Source organism: Vreelandella sp. F11 (assembly GCF_042466685.1).
Classification (GTDB): domain Bacteria; phylum Pseudomonadota; class Gammaproteobacteria; order Pseudomonadales; family Halomonadaceae; genus Vreelandella.
Genome location: NZ_CP170448.1, coordinates 1712012 through 1724680 on the forward strand (window position 1 = coordinate 1712012; position 12669 = coordinate 1724680).

11 protein-coding genes are annotated in these 12669 nt (G+C 52.7%); 10 read left to right on the forward strand and 1 reads right to left on the reverse strand.

From position 1 onward, the window contains the following. Window positions 1–303 precede the first annotated feature (303 nt). The 10 genes from ACFIOZ_RS07685 (at window position 304) to ACFIOZ_RS07730 (ending at window position 10959) form a co-directional block, all read left to right on the forward strand. A complete protein-coding gene (locus ACFIOZ_RS07685) occupies window positions 304–1035 on the forward strand; it encodes a GntR family transcriptional regulator (RefSeq protein ID WP_386083097.1) in 732 nt (243 codons plus the stop codon). 107 nt (window positions 1036–1142) lie between these two features. Next, complete coding sequence (locus ACFIOZ_RS07690; RefSeq protein ID WP_386083098.1) at window positions 1143–2102, forward strand: C4-dicarboxylate TRAP transporter substrate-binding protein; 960 nt, start codon at window positions 1143–1145, stop codon at window positions 2100–2102. 93 nt (window positions 2103–2195) lie between these two features. Next, window positions 2196–2690, forward strand: coding sequence for a TRAP transporter small permease (locus ACFIOZ_RS07695; protein ID WP_386083099.1), 495 nt, complete (start codon window positions 2196–2198; stop codon window positions 2688–2690). Beyond that, window positions 2687–3976, forward strand: coding sequence for a TRAP transporter large permease (locus ACFIOZ_RS07700; RefSeq protein WP_386083100.1), 1290 nt, complete (start codon window positions 2687–2689; stop codon window positions 3974–3976). The genes ACFIOZ_RS07695 and ACFIOZ_RS07700 overlap by 4 nt, the downstream gene beginning before the upstream one ends. Before the next feature lie 245 nt (window positions 3977–4221). Then, on the forward strand, window positions 4222–5433 hold the full coding sequence (gene manD / locus ACFIOZ_RS07705; protein WP_386083101.1) for a D-mannonate dehydratase ManD: 1212 nt from the start codon (window positions 4222–4224) through the stop codon (window positions 5431–5433). A gap of 14 nt (window positions 5434–5447) precedes the next feature. Then, entirely contained in the window at window positions 5448–6470 is a 1023-nt protein-coding gene (locus tag ACFIOZ_RS07710; protein WP_386083102.1) for a Zn-dependent oxidoreductase, read from the forward strand. 76 nt (window positions 6471–6546) lie between these two features. Continuing rightward, window positions 6547–7515, forward strand: a complete 969-nt coding sequence (locus tag ACFIOZ_RS07715; protein ID WP_386083103.1) for a TRAP transporter substrate-binding protein — start codon at window positions 6547–6549, stop codon at window positions 7513–7515. Between the two features lie 115 nt (window positions 7516–7630). After that, on the forward strand, window positions 7631–8209 hold the full coding sequence (locus ACFIOZ_RS07720; RefSeq protein ID WP_386083104.1) for a TRAP transporter small permease: 579 nt from the start codon (window positions 7631–7633) through the stop codon (window positions 8207–8209). A gap of 2 nt (window positions 8210–8211) precedes the next feature. Beyond that, complete coding sequence (locus ACFIOZ_RS07725; protein WP_386083105.1) at window positions 8212–9492, forward strand: TRAP transporter large permease; 1281 nt, start codon at window positions 8212–8214, stop codon at window positions 9490–9492. 3 nt (window positions 9493–9495) lie between these two features. Further along, window positions 9496–10959: a mannitol dehydrogenase family protein gene (locus tag ACFIOZ_RS07730; RefSeq protein ID WP_386083106.1), complete on the forward strand. Its 1464-nt coding sequence runs from the start codon at window positions 9496–9498 to the stop codon at window positions 10957–10959. Window positions 10960–11071: 112 nt separating this feature from the next. Here the strand turns inward: ACFIOZ_RS07730 and ACFIOZ_RS07735 are convergent, their stop codons facing one another. Continuing rightward, the gene (locus tag ACFIOZ_RS07735; RefSeq protein ID WP_386083107.1) at window positions 11072–12571 is read right to left on the reverse strand and encodes a sodium:solute symporter family protein; all 1500 of its coding nucleotides are present in this window, start codon (window positions 12569–12571) and stop codon (window positions 11072–11074) included. Window positions 12572–12669: the final 98 nt, after the last annotated feature.

Here is a 12669-nt window from a genome sequence, read left to right on the forward strand (position 1 = left end):
CCATGTCACTTGCCTCAGGGCAGTGATAATAGAATTCATTCGTTTGTATTAAACCATTTTAGGCGCTAGCTGGTTAAATACCTACACATAAATGCCTGCAACGTTACAGAACTACAGTCAAAAAATACGCTAAGCCAAGCTGTTATGTAAGATATTTCTTTGAATTTGGTGTTTGTCAATTCGTTAGATGTGCGACTAAAGGGTAAACCATTGACCCTTTTTTTATTTTAATACCACTACCATACTAGTCATATCAGTTTTCGCAGCTAACCTACACGTGCTGCTCTATCAGGATCAGGTGCAATGCCCACAACATTACAAACGCTTTGGCAGGAAACCCACGATGGAGAATCGGTACGCCAACGGCTATTTCACGTGCTGAGGCAGTCAATTATCCAGATGGTGTTGGCACCGGGGCAGGCGCTATCGGAGAAGGAGATTGCGAATTTGTTTACCGTCAGTCGCCAACCTGTGCGCGAAGCGTTTATTCGCCTTTCTGAGTCAGGCCTGGTGGAAGTTCGTCCCCAACGGGGCACCTATGTTGTGCGCATTTCGCGCCAAGCGGTGCTGGAGGCGCGATTTATTCGTGAGTCGCTTGAGGTTGCCATTGCTTTAGAGGCAGCTAAATGCACGCTTCCATCAAGCGTATTAATGGAGTTAAACGAGCTGATTGAGCGCCAGCGTGGCTGCATTGAGCGGCAAGATCATGACCGTTTTTTCTTTCTTGATGAGATGTTTCATCGCACCTTGGCAATCTCTGCGGGGCAAACCATGGCGTGGAACGTGATTGAAGATGTTAAAGCGCAGTTAGATAGGGTGCGGTATTTGAGTATTCCTGATTCGACACCCATCCCCAAACTGGCAGATCAACATCAGGCCATAGTGGACGCGATATCGGCTGGGGATACTGAGGCGGCCAAGCAGGCAATGAGTACCCACCAGCGTGAAATACTTCATTCGCTACCTGAACTAGAGCGCCGCTTTCCAGAATTGTTTGAAAATGTGGGCATCAATGCTCATGCGCTATCTATATAAAACCCGCTTGAGAACAACAAAAAAGCAACATAGGCCGCATTACGAAGGATCAGCCAGAACTGGTTGGTAAATCATCAATAATAAATGAAAGCCTTTAGGAGCCTGAAATGAAACTCACAAAATTACTTCCTGCTGTAGCGCTGATTGTCGCAAGCCATTCGGCTCACGCCGCGTACCAGCTTAATGTCTCAATAGCTTTGAGCCCTCAAGATCCTATCGCCCAGGCAATGGAGAGTGCTAAAGAGGCGATTGCGGAGCGCTCAGAGGGCGAGTTGACCATTCAGATTTTTCCCAATAGCCAGCTTGGTTCAGACGAAGACGTGATCGAACAAATTCGTAGTGGCGCTAATATCGCTATCTTAGTTGATGCTGGTCGCTTGTCGGAGTATCAACCCGAGCTAGGTATCTTGAGTGCCCCTTATTTAGTCGAAGATTATCATGACTATGATCAAATCACCTCGTCTCCGCTCTACCTGGATTGGGTAGAGAGTATGGCTGAAACAAGTGGTTTACGACTGCTCAATTATAACTGGTTTCAGGGGTCGCGGCAGATGCTGACCCAAAATGAAGTAAAGACACCTGATGATTTAAGTGGTGTGCGTATCCGCACTATCAACTCACCTGTTTGGGTGAAAACCGTTGAAGCGATGGGCGCTACTCCAACCCCACTGCCTTGGTCAGAGGTTTACTCAGCCCTACAGCTAGGGTCGATCGATGGGGCTGAAGCACAGCTCACCGCCGCTGAAGGTCAAAACCTGCATGAAGTTATTACTCATGTGGCATTAACCAACCATATCCATTTGATGACCGGTATTGCCACTTCCGAACAGTGGTACCAAGCATTACCTGATGAATTACGCACTATTCTAGATGAAGAGCTGCTAAAAGCTGGCGGAGAGGCCAGCGAAGCAACTGCAGCAGCCCAAGCCTCAGTGCGGATGCGTATGGTGCAGGAAGGCGTAACGTTTTCTCAGGTTGATATGGACGTCTTTAGAGATCGCATGAGCAGCGTTTATGAAGAGCTAGGTTACAACCAGTATCGTGATCAGCTGCTTTCTAAAGAGTAAGTCTAAGCCCCTGCCTGCCAGGGCGGGGCACCTCTCTTTCCTCTTTGCTATTACTTAACTATCCAGATGCCCGTATAGGGCGAGGAATGCTGTATGTGGCATTGGTACGATAAAGGTGAGGAGTGGCTGGCTATTATGCTACTCGGTGGTACCTCTCTCACCATGTTTGTTAGCTCAGTGGCTAGAGCAATAGGAAATCCTTTTGCAGGAGGTGCTGAGCTTGCGCAATTTCTGTTTATTTGGACTGCTGTGTTAGGCGCTGACATTACTCTGCGCCAGGGTGGTCAAGTAAGAATAGATGCGCTTGTTATTCGTTTGCCTATTAAGTTGCAGCTCATTATTACCAGCCTGTGTGTTGGCATGATGATGCTCTTTTTGGCTCTTTTAATCTGGTATGGTTATGCCTTAGCGACCTCCAACTGGCAACGGCCTATGGGGGTGGCAGGGCTAAGTTACGGTTATATCACCCTGGCACTACCCGTTGGCGCTGGCTTGATGTTGATTTCGTTACTTCGCCGTATCTTCACCAATGGCATTATCGGCAGCTTAGTGGCTGACGATGATGAACAGGTGGAGGAAGCGCTATGACGGCCGCGTTACTATTAGGATTCGGCCTGCTTTTAATGGCCATTGGTATGCCCGTTGCTTTTGCCATTGGTATTGCAGGCTTCTCTTACTTCTTATTACCTGAGACATTTTTGCCGACCAGTATTGCTGTCCAACGCATTGTCTCGTCAACGCAATCATTTCCCCTGCTGGCCGTTCCACTGTTTATCTTCATTGGTCATCTGATGAACGCCAGTGGGATTACTCCCCGCTTGGTTCACCTTTCGACCCTATTAGCGGGATGGATGAGCGGCGGTTTAGCCCAGGCAAGCATTGTTTTGAGCACATTAATGGGTGGGGTTTCCGGTTCTGCTGTGGCGGATGCCGCCATGCAATCCCGCGTGCTGGGCAAGAGTATGATCAAGGGCGGCTATTCTGCGGGGTTTACCGGCGCGGTACTCTCCATCGGCGGGTTAATTACTGCGACTATCCCGCCCAGCATTGGCTTGATTCTGTATGGCTACCTTGGCGAAGTTTCCATCGGGCGCCTGTTTATTGCAGGCCTGGTACCGGGCTTCTTATTAATGGTGGCGCTGATGGTGACCACTTACATCATGGCTAAACGCCGGGGGTATCAACCGGTTAGGGAGAAACTACCTACGGGGAGTGAAGTGCTCAAAGCCTTACGTAGCAGTATTTGGGCAATCCTCTTCCCCGTATGGCTTTTAGTCGGTATTCGCTATGGACTGTTTACTCCTTCAGAGGCGGGCGCCTTTGCCGTCGCTTACGCCTTATTGGTGGGGTGCGTGATTCACCGTGAAATGGGGGTTAAAGAGATACTTAATGCCATGCGTGCCAGTGTAAGAGATATTGGCATGATAATGTTGATTATTATGTTTTCAGGCATTATTGGTTATGTCGTCTCTTTTGAAAGGGTGCCGCAAACAATAGCAGAGCTAACGCTAGGGGTATTCTCTAGCCATATAACGCTGTTGCTGGCAGTGTCAGTAATTCTTGTCTTTCTAGGCATGCTGCTAGAAGCCACTGTTGTTGTCATGTTGTTAACCCCCATTCTGGTGCCCGTTATTAAAGCTGCTGGTGTTGATCCTGTTCATTTTGGACTGTTAATGATGACGCTGGTTACGTTCGGCGGTATGACACCTCCTGTCGGTATTTCAATGTATACCGTATGCGGGATATTACGCTGCTCATTCTATGAGTATAGCCGTGAGTTACTGCCGTTTGTCTTTGCTGTATTTGTGGTTGTGCTGGGTATTCTCTTCTTCCCCAATGTAGTGCTGTTTTTGCCTAACTTACTGCTGGGCTAAATCTGCCTATAAAAGTCTCGTTATGAAGGAGTGAAAATGATGTTAAAAGATAATGTTGAGTTCATGGGTAATGACTTTCTGTTAGACGATGAAGTAGCCCAGCGGCTTATCATAAGCACACAGCAATTATGTCGATTTTGATGATGATTCTGGTCGGCGAGATGATGCGTACAGTGCGTTACCACTATGTGCAGTGTTACTTATTTGAGCGTTAATTTCTTCTTACCTCTTGTGATGGGCTCACTATGATCATTAGCGATGCATACTTAATTGTAACATCCCCAGGCCGCAACTTTGTCACACTGAAAATTGTTACCGAATCGGGCGTGTATGGGATTGGCGACGCCACTTTAAACGGCCGCGAGATGGCAGTGGTCGCCTATTTGGAAGAGCATGTATTACCCACACTGATTGGGCGTGATGCCGGTCGTATTGAAGATATCTGGCACTACCTTTACCGCGGCGCTTACTGGCGGCGCGGGCCTGTCACCATGAGTGCCATTGCCGCTGTTGATATGGCGCTTTGGGACATTAAGGCAAAGCTTGCAGGCATGCCGCTGTATCAATTGCTGGGCGGCAAGAGCCGTGACCGCGTTATGGTCTATGGCCATGCAACGGGGCGTGATATTGACGCCTGCCTGGAGGAGGTAGCCCGTCATGTGGATGAGGGCTATAGAGCGGTACGCGTGCAAGCTGGCGTGCCCGGGATTGCCAGTATTTATGGGGTCGCTAAAAAAGATGGCGAGCCGTATGAGCCTGCCGATGCTGATTTGCCCGCAGAGCACGTCTGGAGTACCAGTAAATATTTAAATCATGTTCCCAAGCTGTTTGCCGCCGTGCGTGAGCGCTTCGGTGAAGACCTGCACGTGCTGCACGATGTGCACCACCGCCTGACGCCCATCGAGGCCGCCCGCTTAGGCAAGGAGGTTGAGCCCTACCATCTATTCTGGCTTGAGGACTGCGTGCCGGCTGAAAATCAGGAGTCGTTTGGGCTTATTCGACAGCACACTACCACGCCGCTGGCCGTGGGCGAGGTCTTTAATAGCCTGTATGACGCCAAAGCACTGATCGAGAATCAGTGGATCGACTATATACGCGCCACCCTAACCCATGCGGGTGGTATTACCCATATGCGCCGAATCGCCGATTTAGCAGGTCTTTACCACGTGCGCACCGGCTTCCATGGCCCAACGGATCTTTCGCCGGTGTGCCTGGGTGCTGCCATTCACTTTGATACCTGGGTACCCAATTTCGGCATTCAGGAGTATATGCCGCATACCAGCGCCACTGATGAGGTCTTTCCCCACGATTACCGCTTTGAGGACGGCCATTTCATTGTCGGCGAAAAGCCGGGGCACGGCGTTGATATCGACGAGCAACTAGCTAAGCAGTACCCCTATAAGCGCGCCAGCCTGCCGGTGAACCGGTTGGAAGATGGCACTCTGTGGCACTGGTAAGGAGGGTTTCAACAATGAAAGCATTTCAGGTCAAAGCGCCACACGACTACCAAGTGGCTGATGTTGAAGTTCCTGAGGTTGCCAGCGGGGAGGTACTTGTTCGAGTAGCCTTCGCCGGTATCTGCGGCTCGGACATGCATATCATTCATGGCGACAACGCCTTTGTGCGCTTTCCGCGCATCACGGGTCATGAGTTCGCCGGGGTAGTGGAAGCGGTAGGGGAAGGGGTGGCTGACGTCGCTGCTGGGGATCGCGTGTGTATTGATCCGGTCATCAGTTGCGGCACCTGCTACCCATGCCGCATTGGGCGCCCCAACGTATGCAGTTCGCTTGAAGTGATCGGCGTGCATCGCGATGGCGGTTTTGAAGAGTTTGTGGCGGTTCCTGCGGCTAACGTACACCGCCTACCTGAACATATCGGGCTAGACGCCGCTGCGCTGGTTGAGCCTTATACCATTGCTGCCAACGTACTTGATCGCATGCAGCCCCACCCCGGCGACCGGCTCATGATTTTGGGCGCGGGCGTGATCGGGATGACGATTCTGCAGATGGCCCTGGCCAAGGGCATTGAAGATGTCATTGTCACGGACGTTATCACTGAGCGATTAGCCGTCGCTAAGCAGCTTGGTGCCTCACAGGTATTTAATAGCCGCGAGCAGGATATTGAAAAAGAAGTGCTCGCTCTCACCCAAGGCGAAGGTGTGCCGCTGATTGCCGATGCGGCCTGCGTGCCAGCGCTGCTACCGCAAATGCTGCGTTTAGCCTCGCCAGCAGGGCGCATTGGACTGCTGGGCTTTAGCGTTCAGCCCAGTGACCTTGTACAGCTAGAAGTGATTAAGAAAGAGCTGACCCTGGTCGGCTCGCGACTTAACAACCGTAAGTTTCCGGAGGTGCTTGAGCTGATGGCCAGCGGGCAGTTGGATCCGTTGGCGTTAGTCAGCCACCGGCTGCCACTCAGTGACATGCCCAACGCCATCGACATGCTTGATCACCGGCCAGAAGAGGCCCGTAAGGTACTGATTCAAATTAGTGCTTAAGGGTAACCACGCCAACTCGCGCGCAACTAACAGCCGCAATCAATAATTAACAACATCCGTGTGTAGGAGAAAGATAATGATCAAACAACTTATCACCAGCGCTGTTATTGGGGCCGCCATGCTAGGTAGCCACTCATTAATGGCGGCAGATTACACTCTGCGCTTTGGCCATTTAGCCAACGAGCAGAACATATGGCACCAGGCCGCCGAGAAATTCAAACAGGAAGTCGAAGCAAACTCTGACGGGCAGATAGAAGTACGTATCTATCCCAGCGAGCAGTTGGGCAACGAGATGGATGTAATCAACAGTATTCAGCTGGGCACGGCGGATATGACGATTACCGGTGAGAGCTTACAGAACTGGGCGCCTAAAGCCGCGATGATGGCGGTACCTTACGCCTTTCGAGACTCTGAACACCTTCATGCAGCGGTGAATGGTGATATCGGTGCTGAGATTGAAGCACAAATCACTGAGCGCACTAACCTGGTGCCTCTGGCGTGGTTTGAGCGTGGGCCACGTGAGCTGACCTCCAATCGGCCTATCCGCACGCCTGATGAGCTGGACGGGCTGCGCCTGCGCGTGCCTAACGTGCCGCTGTTCGTTGATACCTGGCAGGCAATGGGCGCACGTCCAACCCCAATGGCGTTTAGCGAAGTATTTACCGCACTTCAGCAGAACACCCTGGAAGGGCAAGAGAACCCGCTTAGCCTAATTGAGAGCGCCAGCTTCAACGAGGTGCAGGACTACGTCAATATGACTGGCCATGTGCGCAGCTGGATCTACGTAGTGATTGGCCGTAATCAGTTTGAAAGTATGCCGGATGAGCTCCAGCAGGTAGTGCGAGACGCTGCTCAAACGATGCAGGAGTACCAGGCCGAGCTCTTCATTGAGGATCAAGAGCGCCTCGAGCAAGCGCTTCAAGAGCGTGGCATGGAGTTCGTGGAAGTCGACGTCGATGCCTTCGCAGAGAAAGCGCGCCCCGCTGTTCTTGAGGCCTTAACTGACGAGCAGCGCGAACTCTTTGACGCTATCCAGGACTTGTAATGCCGTTTGTAAGGACGCTGGTAAGGCGTTGTTAGTGAATTGGGAATGAATATGGGCTGGCATTCGCCAGTCCATTCTCTAACGGCACAAGCAGCTTGCCCATGAGGAATCGGTTATGAACTCGGATCAAAAAGCGCTTGAACAGGAAGCGTTAGAGAGTCTGGCTTCAATGTCGGCGGTGCCTAAATTTAAAGGCCCCATTGGGCGCGTCATTGGTTGGGTTGACACGTGCTTGCTGACCTTGGCCGTTACGGCGCTGATTGCGATTGCCGCCACGGTACTGCTACAAATTTGTTCGCGGCTATTTTTGCCATTTTCGATAGCCTGGACGGAAGAGCTTTCACGCTATCTGTTTATTTATATGGTGGCGCTATCCGCTGGTGTGGTGCTGCGTCAGAACCGCAACATCAGCGTGGAGCTTTTTCATCACCTGCTAGGGCCGCGGATGCAGGCGGCTTTTCAAGTGTTGATCTGTGCGCTGATAGGTCTATTCGCCTTTATGGTGCTGCCTTACGCTTGGCAGTATGCGCAAAACGGGGCTTGGCAGACCTCGCCAACGCTGCATGTTCCCATGCTGTATATCTTTTTCTCAACGGTGGTCACCTTTGCGCTACTCCTGGTTTACAGCTTGCTGGGGTGTCTTGAGGGAATGATCGCAATGTGTCGCTCCTCTGCCTCCCTTCAGGAGTCCTAAGCATGGAAGTTATTATCCTCTTTAGCGTTTTCCTGGTTTTGCTGTTGGTGGGCATGCCCATTGCGTTTGCATTGGGGTTAGCGTCGCTCTCTTATCTGCTGCTTGAAGGCATTTCATTAACCATTGTGCCGCAGCGTATGTATGCGGGTATCGACACCTTCGTGCTGCTCTGTATCCCCGGTTTCGTGCTGGCTGGCAATTTAATGAATGTGGGCAATATTACCGATCATATTGTGCGCTTCTCCAACGCTCTGTTAGGCCATATTCGCGGCGGCCTTGGCTTGGCCAACGTGGCGGGGTCGATGATTTTTGGTGGTATCTCCGGTACGGCGGTTGCCGATTCCGCCAGCATCGGTTCGGTGATGATTCCCGGTATGGCGCGCTCGGGTTATGACAAGCCGTTCGCCGCTGCGGTCACCGCTGCTTCGTCAACCGTTGGGCCCATTATACCGCCCAGCGTGCCGATGATTATCGCCGGGTCGCTGAGCGGTATTTCGGTCGGACGGATGTTCCTGGCAGGCGCCGTGCCGGGGCTTTTAATGGGCCTCGCCATGATGGTCACTGTCTATATTCTTGCCGTTCGCCGTGGCTACCCTAAAGAGCAGCGAGTGCCTTTTTTGCAACTGCTGCGCGAAGCCAAAACAGCCTTCTGGGCGCTGCTGATGACCGTGATTATTCTCTACGGCATTATTGGTGGCTTCTTTACCCCCACTGAAGCGTCTATTGTGGCTTGCCTCTATGCGTTGGTCGTCGGCATGTATGTCTATAAAGGCCTAACGTGGAAAAAGCTCCCGACGATTTTATCTGACACCGTATTGACCTCTTCGGCACTGCTGCTGATGGTCGGTTTGGCGAACCTGTTTGGCTGGATACTGACCAGTGAACAGATCCCTCAGATGATTGCCTCACTGATTCTCTCTATCAGCGATAACCCACTGATTGTTTTGCTCATCCTTAATCTGATTCTGCTGTTCGTCGGCGCTTTTATGGAGACCATCGCCGCCTTAATAATTCTATTCCCTGCATTGGTGGGGGTCGCCACTGGCGTCGGTGTTGATCCGGTGCATTTTGCAGTGATCGCGGTGTTGAACCTGATGATTGGACTAACAACGCCACCGGTGGGCGTGTGCCTATTCGTGGTAGCGGGGATTGGCAAGCTGCCCATGTTGACGGTGGCAAAAGCCATCGTGCCTTTTTTGCTGTGCAACTTGGCGGTGCTGTTGCTGGTGACCTATGTCCCGGCAATTTCGCTTTGGTTGCCTAACTTGCTAATGGGAGAGTAGTTGATGATGGCTCCAGAGCTTATTGAAGCAATTCCGAAAAGTGGTCAGATGGGTATTGTCCATTTGGGGTTAGGCGCGTTTCACCGCGCCCACCAAGCGGTCTATCTAGAGCGTTATCGACAACGCAGTGGCGATGGTGAGTGGGGGGTCTGTAGCGCGAATTTGCGCTCTAGCGTGGGTTTAGTCGACGGCTTGAGAGCAGCAGGGCATCGCTATCATGTAGCGGAGTACGCCGATAGTGAGAACATTACGCTGCGGGAAATTGGTGTGATTGAAGAGACGCTTTTCTCGGGCCGTGATGGCGCGGGTAACTGGAGCCGAGACCGAGAGGTACTACTGGCACGAATGGCCTCTGCGGATACCCGTGTCGTTACGTTAACAGTCACTGAGAAGGGCTACTTTTTAAACCCCGCGAGCGGTGAGTTAAAAGTCGATGACCCAATGATCATCGGTGATATTGCCTCGCCCCAACAGCCGCGAACGGCCCCAGGCTTATTGGTAGAAGCGTTGGCTCAGCGGCGTGAGGCTGGCATTGCCCCCTTTACCGTGCTCTCTTGCGACAATATGCCAGATAACGGTAAGCGGACACGCCAGGCGGTGGTGCAACTAGCCGAGCATCGTGACGCAGAACTGGCCAGTTGGATTGCCAGTGAAGTAGCGTTTCCCTGCAGCATGGTGGATCGCATCGTCCCCGCGATGACGGATGCCGACTTTGAGCGCTTAGCGGCGCTGGGAATTTCCGACTCAAATGCGGTGGTATGCGAAGCGTTCACGCAGTGGGTGGTCGAAGATACCTTCTCCCAGGGACGACCCGACTGGGAAGCTGAGGGCGTTGAGATGGTGGCAGATGTGGCGCCGTTTGAAACCATGAAACTGCGCATGCTCAATGGTAGCCACTCCTTGCTTGCCTATATTGGCGCTCTCGCAGGTATCGAAACGGTTTATGACGGCATCAATCATGTCGAGCTTCGGGCGCTATTGCGCCGTTATATGCTTGAAGAGGCGGCGCCTACGCTTGAGATGCCCGAGGGAATCGATTTAGACGCCTATGCCGACTCGCTACTGGCACGCTTTGCCAACGACAGCTTGCGCCATCGCCTGCAGCAGATCGCTATGGATGGTAGCCAAAAACTTCCGCAGCGCTGGCTCTCTGGCGCGAAGGAGCGTAGCGCCGCAGGACAAACATCGCCCTGCGTGGCGTTGGGGATGGCGGCCTGGATACGCTATACCGCGGGTCATGACTTACAAGGAAATAGTCACCGCGTGGATGATCCGCTAGCCAAGCGCTTTGCAGAGTTGCACCAGACATATGGTCGCGATCCCAGCGCGCTGGTAGCGGCCTATTTAGCCATGGACGATGTGGTGCCTAGCGCATTGGCACAAGACGAAGCCTTTGCGCAGGCGGTGCTGGCGGCATATCAAGCACTAAGCCATGGTGGATTGAGTGAAGCACTAGCGGCGCTATAGTTCTGTTAAATAAGCTCTGTTAAATAGTTCTGTTAAATAGCTCCGTTAATAGCAAAACCCCACTGATCGATTCAATCAGTGGGGTTTTTTATTGTGCACTTATGGCTAACGATTAGTGAGGGGCAGCGGGCGCTTCAGCGTTCGTGAGAGTCGGTTCCGGCACTTGCTCCATACGCTTGCGCTCTTGGTCAAGAATCGCCAGCGCCTGGGCAGAAGTGACGCGGGAAGCGGGCGTCACTAGACTAACAATCACACCGGCTATCAGCGCTACTAGCACTGCGGGGATGCTGGGGTTACCCCAGAAGGCTGTCCAGTCGCTATTGGCGATAATCGTCAAGGAAGTCACCGAGGCGCAAATCAGCGTAGCGATAGCACCCTGCCAGTTATAACGAGGCCAGAAGCGGCCCAGCATGGCACTCACAAACAGCCCTGAAAGAATCGTCGAGATCATGCGGGTGATATAGGTGATGACATTGTCCGAGGCCAGTGCGAATAGCAGCGCCAGACCAATAGTCGCCACAAGCGCAATCCGCGAGAAGCGCACCACGTTGCGCGCTGAGGGCGTGCGGCCTGTGGCCAGCACATAGAGATCGCGAATTAGTGTGGACACCCCGGCGATGGCATCGGAGCTGGCGCTCGACATCGTAGCGGAGAGGCCCGCTACCAATAGTAGTAAACCCAGCCCAAGCGGCATGATCTCTGTGGCCAGGAAAGGGAAGGCGTAGTTGCTGTTTTCAAGCCCAGGGTTAAGGGCATGGGTGGCCATACCAATAATCGCGGGAATGATCGAGAAGCCCAGATAAAGAACGCCAGTGATTAAGAACGAACGGCGTACCGACCCAACTGATTTACCTGAGTAGATACGCTGACGGAAGGAGGGGGTCGCCAGCACGCCAATCGCAATAACGGCGGCTAAAGAGAGCGCTGGCAGGGCGCCAATCTGGTCAATACCTAGAAAGCTGGTGGCGCCTGCATCCATGCCCGCCGTAAGCCCCGAAAAACCGCCAACTTCTATCAATGCCAGTACCGCCATCAGTATAAACCCTGCAAACAGCACAACCGCTTGGATGGTGTCCGTCCAGATAACCGCAAAATATCCCCCCACTACGCAGTAAATGCCGAAACCTAGCGCCACCAGAATGCGCGCCGTGGTGAGATCAATACCTGCCATCCAGGAGAGGTAGAGGCCGCCACCAAGAATGTGCGCCCCCAGCCACCCTATACAGGCGATATAGATAAGTAGCGCGACCACATTGCGTACCAGCCGATTCGCACCGACGTAATAGGCCAGCTCCTCACTCATGGTCATAAAGCGAAATTTACGTACGGGAGCAAAGCAGACCGCGAGCAATAGAATACCCACGGCACCCCCAAGCCCGTATAAAGCACCTGCCCAACCGTTTGCGTAACCGAACCCAACGGCGCCCATGCTGGAGCCGGTGCCCACCATCGTCGCCACCGTGGTTCCCACGGTAAGAAAGAGTGGAACGCTTCGCCCGCCGAGTAGAAAGTCGTCACCGCTACCGCGTTTATGCCTTGAGACCCACCATCCGAAGGCGATCATAGCGATAATGTAGAGCACGAAGGTGACAAGGAATATTTGACTGTTCATGTTAACCTCTTATCGTTGTGTATCCGGCCGTTGCCGCGGCCGAAGGTAGACAATGGAAGCGATTACCGCGGGGCTTTTATCCTAATCGCGCGGTAATC